The 17,368-nt window shown below is 45.0% G+C and carries 16 protein-coding genes; all 16 read left to right on the top strand.

Annotated features, from left to right (window positions below):
- Positions 1–77: 77 nt before the first annotated feature.
- The 16 genes from cbiQ to cobU all read left to right on the top strand — a co-directional run bounded on the left by cbiQ (position 78) and on the right by cobU (position 17,254).
- On the top strand, positions 78–779 hold the full coding sequence (gene cbiQ / locus AKG39_RS13510) for a cobalt ECF transporter T component CbiQ (protein WP_050740935.1): 702 nt from the start codon (positions 78–80) through the stop codon (positions 777–779).
- Positions 772–1,614 (top strand): energy-coupling factor ABC transporter ATP-binding protein, encoded by an 843-nt coding sequence (locus AKG39_RS13505; protein ID WP_050740934.1) that lies wholly within the window; start codon positions 772–774, stop codon positions 1,612–1,614. The genes cbiQ and AKG39_RS13505 overlap by 8 nt, the downstream gene beginning before the upstream one ends.
- Positions 1,589–2,881, top strand: coding sequence for a glutamyl-tRNA reductase (hemA, locus tag AKG39_RS13500; protein ID WP_050740933.1), 1,293 nt, complete (start codon positions 1,589–1,591; stop codon positions 2,879–2,881). Before AKG39_RS13505 ends, hemA begins: the two co-directional genes overlap by 26 nt.
- Positions 2,859–3,464, top strand: a complete 606-nt coding sequence (locus tag AKG39_RS13495) for a precorrin-2 dehydrogenase/sirohydrochlorin ferrochelatase family protein (RefSeq protein WP_050740932.1) — start codon at positions 2,859–2,861, stop codon at positions 3,462–3,464. The genes hemA and AKG39_RS13495 overlap by 23 nt, the downstream gene beginning before the upstream one ends.
- A gap of 35 nt (positions 3,465–3,499) precedes the next feature.
- Complete coding sequence (hemC, locus tag AKG39_RS19405; RefSeq protein ID WP_083439561.1) at positions 3,500–5,917, top strand: hydroxymethylbilane synthase; 2,418 nt, start codon at positions 3,500–3,502, stop codon at positions 5,915–5,917.
- A gap of 198 nt (positions 5,918–6,115) precedes the next feature.
- Positions 6,116–7,081, top strand: coding sequence for a porphobilinogen synthase (hemB, locus tag AKG39_RS13485; RefSeq protein ID WP_050740931.1), 966 nt, complete (start codon positions 6,116–6,118; stop codon positions 7,079–7,081).
- 176 nt (positions 7,082–7,257) lie between these two features.
- Positions 7,258–8,547: a glutamate-1-semialdehyde 2,1-aminomutase gene (hemL, locus tag AKG39_RS13480; protein ID WP_050740930.1), complete on the top strand. Its 1,290-nt coding sequence runs from the start codon at positions 7,258–7,260 to the stop codon at positions 8,545–8,547.
- A gap of 25 nt (positions 8,548–8,572) precedes the next feature.
- A complete protein-coding gene (locus AKG39_RS13475; protein ID WP_050740929.1) occupies positions 8,573–9,364 on the top strand; it encodes a sirohydrochlorin cobaltochelatase in 792 nt (263 codons plus the stop codon).
- 208 nt (positions 9,365–9,572) lie between these two features.
- Positions 9,573–10,328, top strand: coding sequence for a precorrin-4 C(11)-methyltransferase (cobM, locus tag AKG39_RS13470; protein ID WP_050740928.1), 756 nt, complete (start codon positions 9,573–9,575; stop codon positions 10,326–10,328).
- A 6-nt stretch (positions 10,329–10,334) separates the two neighbouring features.
- Positions 10,335–11,390 carry a cobalt-precorrin 5A hydrolase gene (cbiG, locus tag AKG39_RS13465; protein WP_115028186.1) on the top strand — a complete coding sequence of 352 codons (1,056 nt, stop codon included), beginning with the start codon at positions 10,335–10,337 and terminating at the stop codon, positions 11,388–11,390.
- A gap of 42 nt (positions 11,391–11,432) precedes the next feature.
- Complete coding sequence (cobJ, locus tag AKG39_RS13460) at positions 11,433–12,170, top strand: precorrin-3B C(17)-methyltransferase (RefSeq protein WP_050740927.1); 738 nt, start codon at positions 11,433–11,435, stop codon at positions 12,168–12,170.
- On the top strand, positions 12,167–12,931 hold the full coding sequence (gene cobK / locus AKG39_RS13455; protein WP_050740926.1) for a precorrin-6A reductase: 765 nt from the start codon (positions 12,167–12,169) through the stop codon (positions 12,929–12,931). The genes cobJ and cobK overlap by 4 nt, the downstream gene beginning before the upstream one ends.
- Positions 12,932–13,119: 188 nt before the next feature.
- Positions 13,120–14,613 (top strand): cobyric acid synthase, encoded by a 1,494-nt coding sequence (locus AKG39_RS13450; protein ID WP_050740925.1) that lies wholly within the window; start codon positions 13,120–13,122, stop codon positions 14,611–14,613.
- 5 nt (positions 14,614–14,618) lie between these two features.
- Positions 14,619–15,632, top strand: a complete 1,014-nt coding sequence (gene cbiB, locus AKG39_RS13445) for an adenosylcobinamide-phosphate synthase CbiB (protein ID WP_242852618.1) — start codon at positions 14,619–14,621, stop codon at positions 15,630–15,632.
- 22 nt (positions 15,633–15,654) lie between these two features.
- Positions 15,655–16,698 carry a pyridoxal phosphate-dependent aminotransferase gene (locus AKG39_RS13440; protein ID WP_050740924.1) on the top strand — a complete coding sequence of 348 codons (1,044 nt, stop codon included), beginning with the start codon at positions 15,655–15,657 and terminating at the stop codon, positions 16,696–16,698.
- A gap of 1 nt (position 16,699) precedes the next feature.
- A complete protein-coding gene (gene cobU, locus AKG39_RS13435; RefSeq protein WP_050740923.1) occupies positions 16,700–17,254 on the top strand; it encodes a bifunctional adenosylcobinamide kinase/adenosylcobinamide-phosphate guanylyltransferase in 555 nt (184 codons plus the stop codon).
- Positions 17,255–17,368 lie beyond the last annotated feature (114 nt).

Genomic DNA, 17,368 nt, shown 5'->3' with positions numbered 1-17,368 from the left:
GTTTCGTGCGAAACTGGCAGCTAAGCTCACGGCAGTTTCGCAATTAACTAATATAACATTTTTAAAAGGAGGACATCATGATTGATCGTTTTGCACATACAAACAGACTCAGCAAAGCCAATCCTACCCTAAAGGTAGTGGTTTCATTGGTGATGCTCCTTTCGGTATTTTTCATCAATGAACCCCTGTATATGGCAGGGGTTTTTGGTGTTATGGTGGGTTGTACCCTTTTGTGGGCAAAAATTCCGGCACGGGTGTATCTCCATACCCTGATTTTCGACTCGATATTTATCATTCCCGGAGCACTGGCGTTATTGTTTACCATCTCTAGGGGTGATGGGGAGTTCTTGTTTTCTTTTGATTTTTTCCAGTTTACCATCGGCATCACAGCAGCGAATCTTACCCTTGCCGGCCTTGTTTTCTGCCGGGCCATGTCAGGAGTATCATGTATGCTTTTTTTGATTTACACAACTCCGGTGATGCAAATTGCCGGTGTGATGAAAAAAGTGCATATCAGCAATACATTTTTAGAGATATTCATCTTAACCTATCGTTTTATTTTCGATTACTGGGATAAAATTAAACTCATGTCCACAGCTATCCAATTGCGTTTTGGCTATCGTAACATAAAGGTCGCCGTACAATCCATTGCGATGATATTGAGCAACCTCTTCCTCATGGCCATAAAAAGTTACGAGGAAATGACCCGAACCCTGGAATTAAAGCAATATCAAGGGGATTTTCATGTAAGCTATAAGAAAGGTCACACCCATGATTAAAACAGAAAATTTAACATATCAGTACCCTGACGGAACGAAGGCTTTAAAGAATGTTTCAGTGGACGGAGATAGAGGAAATTGCATTGCTCTCATCGGTGAAAACGGTGCCGGGAAGTCGACGCTGATGTCAGCGCTGATCGGACTCATTAAACCAAGCGAAGGTGGGGTTTTCTTTAAGGGAGAACCTCTATCCTATAAAAAGAAAGATCTTTATGCATTCAGAAAATATATCGGACTGGTGATCCAGGAATCGGATAAACAGGTTTTTTACTCAGGGATTTATGATGACATTGCCTTTGCCCTAAGAAACCTGGGCATGGATGCAGATGAAATCGATAATCGGGTCAAAGCCGCCATGAAAGACACCGGAATCACCGACATTGCTGAGCGACCGGTCCATTACCTCAGCTACGGGCAGAAAAAACGGGTCGCCATGGCCGGGGTTCTGGCTATGAAACCCGGAATTATCCTGATGGATGAACCAACCCTGGGGCTTGATCCCAAAAGCAAAGCCGGTGTGAAGAACATCATCCGGGAAGCCCTGGAAAACGGCATAAAAATTATTTTGTCCAGCCATGATATGGATTTTATTTATGAATTTTGTGATTACACCTATGTACTTCATCATGGCCAGGTTCTGTGTGAAGGTGAGACCACATTGGTTTTTAAAAATAAAGAAGCCCTGGAAACTGCAAGCCTGGAGGAAGCAACCATGACCCGGCTGGAGCGGAGCCTTGGCATCAAGGGATTCCGAAGCATTGCGGCACTTGAAGCGGCCGTTGAAAATCAACGAAAGGAGGTTCTGGCAAATGAAACTGGTAGTAGTAGGAATTAATCATCGCGATACTCCCATTGAAATCAGGGAAAAGGGATCATTTCTTCACCGAACATTGATTGAAGGCATCCGAACTCTTTTAAAGGAAGATGCCATTGCCGAGGTTATTATTCTGTCAACCTGTAATCGCAGTGAAATTTATGTTGCCACCAGGAATCCGAGTGAAGCCTCAGATATTTTGTCGCAGTTTTATATGACTGAAAAGTCTGAAGAGCTTGAACCTTTTCTGTTTGTAAAAAAAGGAAGAGACGCTCTGGTTCACCTGTATGAGGTGGTCACCGGACTTGACTCGATGATTTTAGGCGAAGACCAGATTTTAGGTCAGGCCAAGGATGCGCTGGAAAAATCCCATGATATTAATGGCTGCGGTAAATATCTGACAAAAATGTTTCGTGAAGCGATTACCTTCACTAAAAAAGTTAAAACCGACTATAAAATTTCAGAAACGCCGTTGTCCCTCAGTTCAACTGCGGTTAAGCATATAAAAAGACAGCACCCCGAAGATTATGGCAATAAAAAAATCCTGATCATCGGATCGGGAAAAATGGGGGTGCTGGCCTTGCGGTATATGAAAGCCGAAGGCTTCCAAAATCCTTACATGACCAACCGAACCTTTCACAACATGGACGAATGCGAAGCCATCCATGAGAATGTTCAGGTGGTCCGCTATGAAAACCGCTATGACATCATCCCTGAAATGGATGTGATCATCACCGCCACCGCATCCCCCCATGTGATTCTAAAGGCCGAAAACATGCCGCAGATAAATAAACCCTTAACCGTTATTGACCTGGCGTTGCCAAGAGATGTGGAAGAGGCAGTCGGCAACATTGATGGCATTGAGCTCTTGACCATCGACCATTTCAAAGACATTATGGATGAGAAAATGGCGTACCGCCAGGAGATTGCAAAAATAATTGAAGTTGAAATACAGTCTGAAATTGATGGACTGCTCTCATGGGTCACTCATGCCAAGGTCGATAACATGGTAAAAAATCTCAATGAAAAATCCCGTCAGCTGGCCAATGAAACAATCACCAACCTGTGCGGACATTTGGAGCTTTCGGAAAAAGAAGCGGAATACCTTGCCAAAATTGTCCGGTCCAAATTCAGAGAAATGGTCATGCCGCCGATCAAGCAATTAAAGTCTCTGGATAATGAAGAGGCAATTATCGGCATTGAAAAAACAGTGACCTACCTCTTCCCTGAAAAACCCGCGAAATTGGTGCTGGGAGATCAGAAAAATGATGACACCGCTGTTATTTAATTTAAAGAATAAAAAAGTGCTGGTTGTTGGCGGGGGCACGGTTGCGACAAGGCGGGTGGTTACACTTTTGGAAAGCGGCGCCCAGGTCCTCTGTGTGAGCCCTGTATTTTCCGTCTGGCTGCAAAAGGCACAGGATATAAAAAACGAACTTACCTTGATCTTTGGTATTTATAAGCCGAATTATTTAGAAGACGTGGATTTGGCGGTTGCAGCAACTAATCAGGAGATCATTAATGATCAAATAAAATTGGATTGCCAGGCCAGACGGATCTGGTGCAACCGGGTGGATAACCCCGAGGATTCGGATTTTATTTTTCCCAGCGTCATCCGCCGGGGCGATTTAACCCTGTCCGTATGCACCGAAGGTGCCAGTCCCTTTTTAACCAAAGCCATTATGGATGATTTATCCCAACGCTATGATGAAAGTTATACCGAAAGAACCGCGCTGCTCCGGGAATGCCGGAAAAAAATTTTAGAAAATAAAAACCAAAAGAGCGCAAGTCGCCAAAGTCTTAAAGAGCTGGCACGGTACTCAATTGAAGAATTAAAAGAATACCTCACAAAAGATGAGAGGGTATTATAGATGCATATGACACTAGATGAATGGGAGAATATTTCATGAATATAAAAGTAGGAACACGGGGAAGCACCCTGGCAAGGGTTCAGAGCCAATGGTTAATCGATGTTTTGGCAAAGGCCCATCCCCAGATAAAATTTGAAATGGTCATTATAAAAACCAAAGGGGACCTGGTTCAGGATAAACCCCTGGATAAAATCGGAGACAAGGGCTTATTTACCAAGGAATTGGAAGATGCTCTGTTATCCGGAGTAATTCACATGGCCATCCACAGCATGAAGGATATGCCATCCCAGTTACCCGAAGGCTTGATGCTAACATTGCCGACGGTTCGGGAAGACCCGAGAGATGTTTTGCTCACACCTCATAAGATTGATTCTTTGGCGGCATTGCCCCAGGGCGCAGTGGTTGCCACCGGCAGTAAGCGGCGGATTTCTCAGTTAAAGAAGCTACGGCCCGATGTTGAAATAGTCGGGATCCGCGGGAACATTGATACCCGAATTCGAAAAATGCAGGAACAGAAACTGGATGGGATTATTCTTGCGGCAGCGGGACTAAAGCGCATCGGCCGCTTTGTGGATGATGCCTATGAAACCGTGGCGCTGCCGGAAAAGACCTTTATCCCCGCACCGGCTCAGGGAATCCTGGCGGTGGAAATAAGAGCAGATAATGAACTGGTTAAGGATTTAATGAAAGCAATCAGTGATCCCGACACCATCGTCCAAATGAATGGGGAACGGAGTTTCCTTAAAACCCTCAACGGAAGCTGTCATATTCCGGTGGGTGCCTATGTTGAAATGAAGAACGAAAGCATTAAAATCTATGGCCTTTACGGCTTGGAAGATATGAGTCGCGTGGTAACACGATCCATTGAAGGACCACCAGAGGAGGCGGAAGCGTTGGGAAAAGAATTAGGACTGGAATGTTATAAGGCCGTACATACAAAACCCGGGAAGGTTTATCTCGCCGGCGGCGGCTGTGGCGATCCGGGATTATTAACCGTCAAAGCCATGGGCGTTTTAAAAAGAGCTGACGTTATCGTTTACGATGCCCTGGTGAATGAAAGCTTTTTAAATGAAGCCAAAGAAGGCGCGGAAATTGTTTACGTTGGAAAACGGGCCGGAAATCACGCCATGCCCCAGGAAGATATCAATGCGTTGCTTATAGAAAAAGGCCTGGAAGGAAAAACAGTGCTGCGCTTAAAAGGCGGAGATCCCTATGTTTTCGGCCGAGGCGGCGAAGAAGGGGAAGACCTTTATGACGCTGACGTTCCTTTTGAAGTGATCCCGGGAATTACCTCGGTGATTGGCGGCCTGGCCTATGCCGGTATTCCCATTACCCATCGGGATTGTGTTTCCTCGTTTCATGTGATCACCGGGCATTTAAAATCCAATGCCTATGACGGCTCCTCGGATTTGGATTGGCCGGTTCTGGGGAAACTCAAGGGCACCATTGTCTTTTTAATGGGGGTTAAGAACCTCAAAAAGATCTGCGCTGAGCTGGTCAAAAACGGCATGGATGCGCAAATGCCGGTTGCGGTTGTCCATCGGGCCTCAACCCCCTACCAACGGGTGGTGGTGGGTAACCTCGAAACCATTTATGAGATTGCTACCGATGCGAAAATCACCGCACCCAGCCTGATTGTGGTGGGTGAAGTGGTGAACAAACGCGAAAAACTGCGCTTCTTTGATGAAAAACCCTTATTTGGAAAAACCATCATTGTCACCCGCTCAAGGGAACAAAGTTCCCAGATGTCGGAAAAGATTGTGGAGCTCGGTGGCAATCCCATTGAATATCCCACCATTAAAATTGTTCCCATTAACGAAGCGGCCTGTGATGAAAAAGTTAAGGAACTTGACAAATACACTCATATTGTTTTCACCAGCATCAATGGCGTGGAAATCTTCTTTGACTCCCTCAAACGCAGCGGCAAAGATGCCAGAGCCTTTGGTAAACTGCACATTACCGCCATCGGCGAAGGTACTAAAAATTCTTTGTTAAGCCGGGGGCTGACCGCAGATTTTGTGCCGGATAAGTATGTGGGCGAGGAACTGGTTAACGGTTTAGCGCCACTGCTCACCAAGGATTCACGGGTTCTGATTCCCCGGTCTAAAAATGCCCGGATTTATGTGGTGCAGGAATTATCGAAGATTTGTCCGGTGGATGAGATCCAAAGCTATGAAACCATCCGGGAAGATCATGTCACCGTTGATCCCCTGGAAATGCTGAAAAACAAAGAAATTGATTATATTACCTTTACCAGCTCCACTACCGTCGAGTTTTTTGTGGAAAAAATCGGCGCCCAGCATCTGGCTGCCATTAACGCCGCCAAATGCGTTTCCATCGGCCCCCAAACCTCGAAAAAATGCCTGGAATTAGGCATCGGCGTGGATATTGAAGCCGAACAATACACCATCCAGGGAATGCTGGATGCTATTTTAAAGGATACCGAAAAGTAGGAGACTAATGCAAAACTGCCGTGAGCTTTGCTGTCTGTTTATATGAAACAATTCTTCCACTTGGCCGTACAACATTTTACTGTACTGTTCGCCTATACGTTATATAATTGTTTATATAAACTGACAGCAAAGCAAACTTGTTTGTAGTTTTGAATTACGCAATTTCTTATAGAATAATTCATAAAGGAGTGAAGCAATATGTTGCCAACACGATTAAGAAAAAATACCGCCGTTCGAAATTTAATCAGAGAAACCCAGCTTTCCATGAATGACGTGGTTTATCCATTATTTATTGTGGATGGACAGGGCGTTCGCAGGGAAATCAGTTCCATGAAGGAACAGTACCATCTGTCTTTGGATATGGTGGCAGCGGAAACTTTGGCGCTTAAGGAATTGGGAATCCGCTATGTGATTCTCTTTGGTGTTCCGGACGTAAAAGACAGCGAAGCGACACCGGCCTTTATTGATACCGGGTTGGTTCAGGAAGCCATTCGGGTCATAAAAAAAACGGATCCGGACATGTACGTGATTACCGATGTCTGTTTATGTGAATTTAAAAGTGATGGCCATTGTTGCTTTTTCGAAGAAAACGGCGAAATTCAGCGGGAAAAAACTTTGAAAACACTCAGTAAAACCGCTTTAAGTTATGCCCGGGCCGGTGCCGATATGGTGGCACCATCGGACATGATGGACGGACGGATTGGCCATATACGAGAAACCCTGAATGATGCAGGTTACGAATCCATTCCCATTATGGCCTACTCCGCCAAGTTTGCCTCCAGCTTTTACGGACCTTTCCGAGATGCGGCCAACTCGGCTCCGGCCTTTGGGGATCGCCGCAGCTATCAGATGGATCCGGCCAATTCCAGAGAAGCCTTAAAAGAAATGATGCTGGATATTGACGAAGGCGCCGACATTGTTATGGTTAAACCGGCCATGCCTTATCTGGATATCATTGCCCAGGGCAAGGAGCTGTCTTATTTGCCCATGGCGGCTTACCAAGTCAGTGGCGAATATGCCATGATCAAGAATGCCGTGGATGCCGATCTTATGGACCGCCGGGTGATTTTTGAAAGTCTTATCAGCATCAAGCGTGCCGGAGCAGACATTATCATTACCTATTTCGCCAAAGAGCTCCAGGCCATGCTTAAAGACTATCAATAGACGCTTTTACCCAAATTTTTTTTAAATTTGGTAGGTTACAAAGCGTGAGCGTGTGACCGATATAAAAGCTAACGTATTTTTCGTCTGAATTAATCCTAAGAAAATCAAGAATTCAGACGAAAAATATGATCATTCCACAGAGCGCTAAAATATCAATTTAAAAATGGGAGAATCTTATGAATCGAGAAAAATCAGAGAAATTATTTATAGAAGCAGAAAAATATATTCCCGGTGGGGTGAACAGTCCGGTTCGGGCCTTTAAGTCCGTTGACATGCCCCCGGTTTTTATTGACCGCGGGAAAGGGGCTAAGATTTATGATGTGGACGGAAACGAATATACGGATTATATTTGTTCCTGGGGTCCCCTTATTTTAGGGCACGCCTCACCCATTTACTTTGAAGGCCTCCAGGAAGCCCTGGAAAAAGGCACCAGCTTTGGAGCCCCCACAGCCATCGAGGTTGACATGGCCAAGCTCATCACCGAGGCCTATCCTTCCATGGAAATGGTCCGGATGGTCAGCTCGGGAACCGAAGCCACCATGAGTGCCCTTCGGGTCGCCAGAGGCTATACCGGCCGGGATAAAATCATTAAATTTGAAGGCTGTTACCACGGTCATGCCGATGGACTGCTGGTAAAATCCGGGTCCGGAACACTGACTTTTGGAGTGCCCACAAGCTCTGGAGTAACCCCGGGAACAGCCAAAGATACCCTGGTGGCAACCTATAACGATATTGAAAGTGTGAAAGCGCTTTTTGCAGAAAACCCCGGCGAGATTGCCGCCATCATTGTGGAACCGGTTGCCGGTAATATGGGCGTTGTACCTCCGGATCTGGACTTTATGAAAGGTCTTCGGGAAATTACCGCTGCCGAAGGAACGGTTTTGATTTTTGATGAAGTCATCACCGGATTTCGTCTGGCCTATGGCGGGGCCCAGGAAGTATTGGGGATTACCCCGGACATGACTACCCTGGGAAAAATCATCGGCGGCGGCATGCCCGTCGGAGCCTACGGCGGACGACGGGACATTATGGAAACCGTGGCACCTCTTGGGGGCGTTTACCAGGCCGGAACCCTGTCCGGTAATCCCATTGCCATGAAAATGGGCATGAATACCCTGACCTATTTGCGGGATCATCCCGAAGTCTATGCGGAAATGGAAGCAAAAGCCAAGCTGCTGGAAGCGGGCTTTAACGCCAACATAGAAAAAACCGGAGTGAAAGCCCAGATGGTCCGTTTCAAGGCAATGACCTGCCTTTTCTTTACCGACCAGCCGATAAACGGCTATGCCGCGGTAATGACCTCGGATACCCAGGCCTACACCCAATATTTCAAATCCATGCTGGATGCGGGAAATCTCCTGCCCCCGGCCCAGTTCGAAGGCATCTTCCTTTCAACGGCCCACACCACAGAAGATATTGAAAAAACCATTGAGGATAATTATCAGGCCTTGAAAAACTTGAAATAAATAAAAAAAATAGGAGAACCAGTTTATGGAAAAAAAAGCATTACTGGTCATCAGCTTTGGAACATCCTATGCTGAGACCCGGGAAAAAACCATCGGGGCGACGGAAAAGCACTTACAGAAGGCTTACCCAGACCACGATTTTTACCGAGCCTTTACCTCACGCATGATCATTAATAAGCTCAAGAAACGGGATAATATCATTGTGGATTTACCCGCTGAAGTCCTGAAAAAGCTCAAGGCAGCCGGATACACTCATGTTCAGTGTCAGACCACCCATATCATTAACGGTCATGAGTATGAGATTACCCTGAAAGAAATCAAGGCTTTTGAAAATAATTTTGAATCCCTGACCCTTGGCCGGCCATTACTGACGACGGTGGAAGATTACGAAGCAACTGTGGATATCGTCATGAAGCAAATACCCAAACTCAAAAAAGGTGAAGCCTTGGTATATATGGGCCATGGCACCGATCATCATGCCAACGCCACCTATCCCTGTTTGGACTATATGTTTAAAATGAAGGGCTATGAGGATGTGTATGTGGGAACCGTGGAAGGTTTTCCGGAACTGGAAAACATTATTCCACTGCTCCAGGAGAAAAAATACAAGAAGATTTACCTGGCACCCTTTATGCTGGTGGCCGGAGACCATGCCATTAATGACATGGCCAGCGATGAAGAGGATTCCTGGAAAACTGTTTTGGAAGATGAACGCTTCAAGGTGGAGTGCATTCTTAAAGGTCTGGGCGAATACCCGGATATTCAAAACATGTTTTTAGAGCATTTAAAAAAGGCCCAACCCGTTACAGGAATGTAGAGAAATTATTGTTCATTCCAAAAAGACGATAGGATAGGCTTTGGTGCTCGTTTATATCAAACAATTTCTCCACTAGGTCGGACAACATTTTCTTGTCTTGTCCGCCTAAGACGTTACAAAATTGTTTATATAAACGAACACCAAAGCAAAATAGTCTTGTATAAATTTTGCAATGAACAAATATTATAAAATTTAGGAGAAATTATTTATGAATACAGTATATATGGTAGGTGCCGGTCCTGGAGATCCAGAGCTGATCACCGTCAAGGGTCAACGCATTGTCAACGAAGCCGATATTATTATTTACGCCGGTTCCCTGGTAAATAAAGCCATCATTGCCGGTCACAAGCCGGATGCCGAAATATTCAACTCCGCATCAATGACCCTTGATGACGTCATTGCCGTCATTAAACGGGGAACCGATGAAGGCAAAAAAATTGCCCGGGTTCATACCGGAGACCCATCCATTTACGGTGCCATTCGTGAGCAGATGGATCGTTTGGATGCTTTGGGGATTCCCTTTGATGTAATTCCCGGGGTTAGTTCCTTTGTGGCATCAGCCGCGGCGCTTAAAAAAGAATTTACCCTGCCGGATGTATCCCAAACCGTTATTTTGACCCGGCTCGAAGGCCGAACCCCGGTGCCTGAAAAGGAAAAACTTGAAAGCCTGGCAGCCCATCAGGCCTCCATGGCGATTTTCCTTTCGGTACAGATGATTGACGATGTAGTTGGGCGCTTAATGAAACATTACAAACCAACCACCCCGATTGCTGTTATTCAGCGGGCCACCTGGGAAGATCAGAAAATCGTTATGGGAACCCTGGAAACCATTGCCCAAAAGGTGAAGGACGAAAAGATTACCAAAACGGCCCAGATTTTAGTTGGTGATTTCCTGGGTGACGAGTATAGCTTATCCAAGCTCTACGATCCCAGCTTTACCCACGAATATCGACAAGGAATTTAAATAACGGTGACCAGGGAAAAATGGGCTATTATAACTTTATCCGGAGACGGGGTGGATTTAGCAGAGCGTCTTGAAAAACGTCTGGATGATAAGGACACCCATATTTACACCAAGGAAAAATATGCCAAAGAAACAACAAAAATAATTGATGCCGATATTACCAGCTTTATGGGCAGGATCATGGGGGAATATGATGTTTTGTGCTGTATTATGGCAACTGGGATTGTGGTGAGAGCTATTGCCCCCTATCTTGGACATAAGTCCACGGATCCGGGAATTCTGGTTATGGATACCCATGGCGATTTTGTCATCAGTCTGTTATCGGGACATCTTGGCGGCGCTAATGACGCTGCCCGATTAATTGCCAAGCGAATCGATGCAACCGCAGTGATTACTACCGGTACCGACGTTAAGGGAACCATGGCAGTGGATGTGCTGGCCGAAAAAATCCACTGTGTCATTGATGATTTCACCGATGCCAAAGATATCACCGCGCTTATTTTAAATGACGAAGCCATTGGCCTGATTAATGAGGAAAACTGTGATCTTGATGGCGTAACTCTACCGGGAAACATTGAGCTGGTTGCAGATAAAAGCGATATTGAAAAATATGCCGGGGTGATTATCACTTCCCTGGATACTCAAAAACCTGAAATACAACTTTCATGGGTTAAACTGGTCCCTAAAAAAATTGTGCTGGGAATCGGCTGCCGCCGGGATACCCCAGGGAAACGCATCATCGAAGCCATCCAGGCAACCCTGGATTCATTAAACCTCAATGAAAAGGGCCTTAAATCCCTTGCTACCATTGGTTTAAAGGCAGATGAAATCGGAATCAAGGAAGCCTGCGACTATTTTAAGGCTAAAAAAGTAATCATTTCCAACGAAATGGTTCAAATGGTTCAAAGCCGCTTTGAAGCATCGGATTTTGTGTTTCAAACCATCGGTTTGTACTCGGTATCCGAGCCCTGCGGTTACGTTGCCTCAGGTTTTGGAGAATGTCTTTTGGAAAAACAGAAAATGAATGGCATTACGTTATCAGTTTGGCGAGCAGAAAACTAAGCACAGGCATAAAAGCCTGTGGATAAAAAAAAGGAGTACAACATGAGTAAAATTTATGTTACCGGGATTGGCCCGGGACTATATGAACATATGACAGAAGCCGCAAAGGCAAGCCTCGCGGATGCCGATATTATTATTGGTTATAAGACCTATATCGATATTATTAAAGACCTGATTAATGATAAGGAAGTTCTGTCTTCAGGCATGCGGCGGGAAATTGACCGCTGTGAGAAAGCCCTGGAACTGGCAGAAGAAGGTAAAACTATTTGTCTGGTCAGCAGTGGGGATGCCGGTGTTTACGGAATGGCTGGAATCATGCTGGAAATTGCCGAAGCAAAGAAAAGCACGGTTGAGGTTGTGATTGTCCCTGGTATTTCAGCGGCTAACGCTGCAGCTTCCACGTTGGGTGCTCCTCTCATGCATGATTATGTGGTTATTAGCCTCAGTGATCTGCTGACCGATTGGGCTGTTATTGAAAAACGCCTGAACTGCGCGGGCGAAGGGGATTTTATTATCGCTCTTTATAACCCCAAAAGCAAGGGTCGTCCACATAACATTGAAGCTGCCCAGGAAATCCTGCTCAAGTACAAGGCCGCTGAAACCCCGGTCGGGATTGTGCGTAATGCCAAAAGAAAAGACGAATCTTATGTGATTACAAGCCTTGATAAAATGAAAGATGCCGATATTGATATGTTTTCAATGGTTATCATTGGAAATTCAAAAACCTATATCACCGAAGATCATCTGAAAATGATTACGCCAAGAGGATATGTACTGTGATTCTCATACTTGGGGGAACCCTGGATAGTCGACAAATTACCGAAGCATTACTTGCCCAGGGAAAAGAAGTTTGCTACTCATCCCTTACCAATATTGCCACGGATAAATTTCAGGAAGATCCGAAATTAACAAAAATTTCGGGTCAGCTGGACGGAAATACGCTGCGGGAAAACATGACTGTTTATAATATTAACCTTTGCATCGATGCAACCCATCCCTATGCCCGTGAAATATCGGAAAATGCAATTTGGGCCTGTGAAGCCATGAATGTTGATTACATTCGCTTGGAAAGACCCTCTCATATTGATCAGGGAGAGGACATTTTAGCCTATGATACCTATGAAGGTGCCAGGGATTATTTAATTGGATCCCTGGGAAAAAGCGATCAGAATGTTTTATTAACCACTGGCAGCAGGCAACTGGAAATTTTTGAAGGGCTTTCCCGGGAACGTACTTATGTCCGGGTGCTGCCAACTTCAGGGGTACTCAAAAAATGTGAAAACCTGGGATATAAAACCTCGAACATCCTTGGCTTGCAGGGTCCTTTTTCGGTGGAAATGAACTATGCCACCATGATGGAATATAACATCGGGTTTGTGGTAACCAAAGACAGCGGTGACATTGGCGGAGTTAAGGAAAAGGTCATGGCGGCACGAAAGGCCGGAGCCAAAATCTTATTTATCCGCCGGCCGGTGGTGGCCTATCCCAAGGTGGTATCCACCGTGGAAGACGCCGTTGCCCGGGGCATGCAAGCAAAATAACCAGAATGTCAAAAAAAGAAAGTGCGATGAGCTCCCCTGTCGGTTTATATAAAACAATTTTTACACTCTACGTCGGACACTCTCCGAGATGTCCGCCTAAGACGTTACAAAATTGATTATATAAACCAACAGTGAAGCACTTGAGATTCGAATTTCACAAATAGCTATTAGAAAACAGAGGAGAAATTATGGCGAAAAATATTATGTTCATGGGCACCGGTTCGTCGGTGGGGAAAAGTCTTCTCACTGCGGCCATGTGTCGAATTTTAAATAATAAGGGATACACGGTTGCACCCTATAAATCCCAGAATATGGCGCTGAATTCCTACATTACCAAGGATGGCAAAGAAATGGGTCGGGCCCAGGTGGTGCAGGCGGAATGCGCCAGAATGGAACCACAGGTGGAAATGAACCCGGTGCTTTTGAAACCGAATTCGGATGTGGGCTGCCAGGTCATTCTCATGGGGAAGGCTGAATATAATATGGACGCCATGGATTATCATGCCCATAAACCGAAGCTGGTGGAGATAGTTGTTTCAGCCTATAACACATTAGCCGAAGGAAAAGATGTTATTGTGATTGAAGGGGCCGGCAGTCCGGCGGAAATCAATTTGCGGGACAACGACATTGTCAATATGGGTCTTGCGGAACTGGTGGATGCCCCGGTGCTGCTGATTGGGGACATTGACAAAGGCGGGGTTTTTGCCTCTATCTATGGGACCATTATGCTGCTGCAGCTGGAAGAACAAAAACGGATCAAAGGCTTTATCATTAATAAATTCCGGGGCGACGTTGAGTTATTAAAGCCCGGCATTGAAATGATCGAAGCATTAATCAATATTCCCTGTCTAGGTGTTGTTCCCTATAAACGGTTTGTGATTGATGATGAGGATAGCGTTAGCGAGCGGTTTGATACCCAAAGCGAGGGTCTCATAACCATCGGGGTGGTTTATCTCCCGCATCTTTCTAATTTCACCGATTGCACCGCTTTTGAAATGCATCCGGAGGTTAAAGTCGAATATTACCGGAATCAGCGCGAACTGCAGCTGGCCAATCCGGATTTGCTGGTAATTCCCGGGAGCAAAAATACCATTGATGACACCTGCCATGTGATCGAAAGCAAAATGGGCGGTGAAATCCGACGCATTCACGATTGTGGTGTTCCCATTGTGGGCATTTGCGGCGGTTTTCAGCTGTTAGGAAAAGAAATCAGAGATCCGTTCGGGGTAGAATCCTCAAAAGGCAGTATCGATGGATTGGGATTATTGAATATCGTTACAACGATTGGTGAGGAAAAACGAACCGTACGGGCAGCCGGAAAAATCCAGGGGAATTTCATGGGTATGGATTTGGTCGATACCATGGTTGAAGGTTATGAAATTCATATGGGTGAAAGCGAAGCCCTGGATAATGCCAGAAGCTTTGCGATCCTTGATGACGGAACCGTGGATGGGGTCATTTCCGAAGATGGCACCATCATGGGAACCTATCTCCATGGGATCTTTGACAACGATGATTTCCGGGAAAAAATCATTACTGCATTAAGGGCTAAGAAGAATTTGGAAGCCGGTCCCGCCGCTTTTGATTTCAAGGCCTTCAAAGAAGAACAATATGATCTTTTGGCAGAAACCGTGGAATCCAGCCTGGACATGAAAAAAATCATGGAAATCATCGGAGAGTAAACACATTGAATATATATGAAGCACTTCCCCTGGGTGCAGGGGGGGGCTTTTGGTTTTGTCTCATTTTTCTCGGAGTACTCCTGGATTGGGTATTTGGAGATCCCAGGTGGCTGCCCCATCCCATTATAGCCATGGGAAAAACCATTAGCTTTTTAAATGAAAAATTGAATCGCGGCAATCATAGAAAAGCAAAAGGGTTCTTGCTTTTATTTTTAGTTCTTGGCCTAACCGGAGGAATTGTATTTTCAATTCAATACTTACTGTACCAGGTACATATCGCCTTATATTTAATCTTCAATCTTTACTTAGTCTCCACATCGCTTGCGGCAAAAACCCTTGCAGTGGAAGTTCATAAGGTCAAGAATGCCCTCATGTCAGGCAATTTAGCAGAAGCCAGGGTTCAGGTTGGCTACCTGGTAGGCCGGGACACAACCGAGCTGACGGAAAAAGAAATTATTCGAGCTACGGTGGAAACCACCGCTGAAAATACCATTGATGGGGTTTTGGCACCTCTTTTCTATATGTTTATCGGTCTTTTTATTCCGGTGGTCTGGTTGAATCCCGGGGTTCTGGTGATGCTGTATAAAGCCACCAATACCCTTGATTCCATGGTCGGTTATGTCCAGGAGCCTTATAAGGATTTCGGTTACGCCTCTGCAAAGTTTGATGATCTTTTAAATATTATCCCGGCGAGGATCGGCAGCATCTTTATGCTGCTGGGTGGAATGGTATTGGGTTTAAATATCAAAGAAGGCTATCGGATTTATAAACGGGATCGTTACAACCATAAAAGTCCCAACTCTGCCCATCCGGAGTCAGTGGTGGCGGGCCTTTTAGGCATTCGCCTGGGTGGCAATAATCAATACTTTGGAGAAGTTTTAGAGAAACCCACCATCGGGGATCACATAAATCCATTGGTGGTTTTTGATATTCGTGAAACCGTCAGTATTATGTACAGCAGTGAAGTATTGGTGGTTATTTTCAGCGTGATTATGGCCATTTTAGTTTTTTCTTTTTAATCCAATCAAAGCGGAGGTCCTTATGAATAAACATGGCGGTTACCGGGGTGAAAATCCTGAAATGCTTGACTTTAGTGTAAATATCAACCCATTGGGAATTCCTGCGGGAATTAAAGAACAGCTCATTGGTGCCATTGATGGATTAGTCACTTATCCGGAAATAACAGGTAAAACAACCATTGAAAAACTGGCAGCTGATATTGGGGCAAATCCTGAAAATATTATTTTAGGAAACGGTGCTATTGAGCTCATCTATTTATTTGCCCGGAGTCATAAGCCGGGAAAAGCACTGATTATCCAACCCACCTTTAATGAATACGAACGGGCATTGAAGCTCTATGGCTGGGAGGTTGAACATTTTATTCTGGCAGAAAAGACTGCTTTTACCATTAATCCAGCTGAGCTTTCAAAGACTATTGAGATTATGAAACCCAAAGTGGTTTTTTTATGTAATCCCAATAATCCCACCGGGAGGGTTTACTCCCGGACGGTTATAACCGAATTAATAGAAAAGTCGCCAAACGGAACGCTATGGTTTTTAGATGAATCCTTTATGGATTTTACCACCAATGAGGACGGGCTTTCTTTAATTGATAATCAGGAGCATCCGGTTTTTTTATTGCGATCGCTGACCAAATTTTATGCCCTTCCAGGCCTGCGCATCGGTTATGGAGTAGGAAACAGGTCCATTGTCAAAGCCATGGAAGTCTACAAAGAACCCTGGACCATAAACGCCCTGGGGCTAATTGCTGCGGCAGCGGTTTATGATGAACGGGGATTCAAACAAAAAACCAGGGAGTATATTGACCGGGAACGTCAGCGGGTATACAATGAACTTATAAAAATAGAGACGGTAAAGGTATATAAAAGTGACGCGGATTTTCATCTGTGCCGACTGATTAAAGGCACGGTAAAGGACCTTCAAGGTTATTTGGAAACCCAGGGTATAAACATTCGGACCTGTGAGGATTTTATGGGGCTTAATGAATCCTATTTTCGGATTGCCATCAAAAAAGAAGAAAATAATTGTCAGCTTTTGGCGTGTCTGAAGGAGTGGAGAGGATAAAATGGGCTATTTAATATTTATTACCGGAGGTGCCCGCAGCGGGAAAAGCACCTATGCAGAAAAATTGGCAAAACGATCAGGAAAGTCAGTGGTTTATATTGCCACGGCTATTGCCTTTGATGACGGCATGAAAGATCGGATTGCCAGACACAAGGAACAACGACCTGGAAATTGGAAAACCATTGAACAGTACAAGGGCTTTGAAACCATGAAAGAAGAACCGGCTTTTAAAAACGCCGAGATTGTTCTTTTTGACTGTCTGACAGTGATGACCACCAATAACATGCTGGATTTTCCGGTGGACTATGACAACTGTTCAATGGATCAGGTAGCAGAAATTGAAGAAGCCATAAAAATAGAGGTGGAAAGCCTTTTGGACGTCTGTAAAGACAAGATACTGATTGTGGTTTCCAACGAAGTTGGCCTTGGGTTGGTACCGGCATACAAGCTGGGCAGCTATTTCCGGGATATTGCCGGGCGCATGAATCAGCTTGTGGCAAGCTGCGCCGACGAAGCCTACTTTACCGTTTCAGGCATTCCCATGAAATTAAAATAAATAAGAATTAATAAAAGCCCATAGAAATGATACAATTTCTATGGGCTTTTTAATAGGTAATTGCGAAACTATCGTTAGCTTCGCTGCCAGTTTACACGAAACAATTTTTCCACT

Origin of the sequence: Acetobacterium bakii (assembly GCF_001263355.1) — a bacterium.
Classification (GTDB): Bacteria; Bacillota; Clostridia; order Eubacteriales; family Eubacteriaceae; genus Acetobacterium; species Acetobacterium bakii.
The sequence above is the reverse complement of the archived record's forward strand: the minus strand, read 5'-3'. Positions and strand labels throughout refer to the sequence as shown.

Bases quoted from the DNA above. Each gene is read 5' to 3' on its own strand.
- cbiQ (WP_050740935.1), top strand. From the start codon at position 78: ATGATTGATCGTTTTGCACATACAAACAGACTCAGCAAAGCCAATCCT.
- hemA (WP_050740933.1), top strand. From the start codon at position 1,589: ATGAAACTGGTAGTAGTAGGAATTAATCATCGCGATACTCCCATTGAA.
- AKG39_RS13450 (WP_050740925.1), top strand. From the start codon at position 13,120: ATGGCGAAAAATATTATGTTCATGGGCACCGGTTCGTCGGTGGGGAAA.
- AKG39_RS13495 (WP_050740932.1), top strand. From the start codon at position 2,859: ATGATGACACCGCTGTTATTTAATTTAAAGAATAAAAAAGTGCTGGTT.
- AKG39_RS13440 (WP_050740924.1), top strand. From the start codon at position 15,655: ATGAATAAACATGGCGGTTACCGGGGTGAAAATCCTGAAATGCTTGAC.
- hemC (WP_083439561.1), top strand. From the start codon at position 3,500: ATGAATATAAAAGTAGGAACACGGGGAAGCACCCTGGCAAGGGTTCAG.
- hemB (WP_050740931.1), top strand. From the start codon at position 6,116: ATGTTGCCAACACGATTAAGAAAAAATACCGCCGTTCGAAATTTAATC.
- hemL (WP_050740930.1), top strand. From the start codon at position 7,258: ATGAATCGAGAAAAATCAGAGAAATTATTTATAGAAGCAGAAAAATAT.
- AKG39_RS13505 (WP_050740934.1), top strand. From the start codon at position 772: ATGATTAAAACAGAAAATTTAACATATCAGTACCCTGACGGAACGAAG.
- cobU (WP_050740923.1), top strand. From the start codon at position 16,700: ATGGGCTATTTAATATTTATTACCGGAGGTGCCCGCAGCGGGAAAAGC.
- cobJ (WP_050740927.1), top strand. From the start codon at position 11,433: ATGAGTAAAATTTATGTTACCGGGATTGGCCCGGGACTATATGAACAT.
- AKG39_RS13475 (WP_050740929.1), top strand. From the start codon at position 8,573: ATGGAAAAAAAAGCATTACTGGTCATCAGCTTTGGAACATCCTATGCT.
- cobM (WP_050740928.1), top strand. From the start codon at position 9,573: ATGAATACAGTATATATGGTAGGTGCCGGTCCTGGAGATCCAGAGCTG.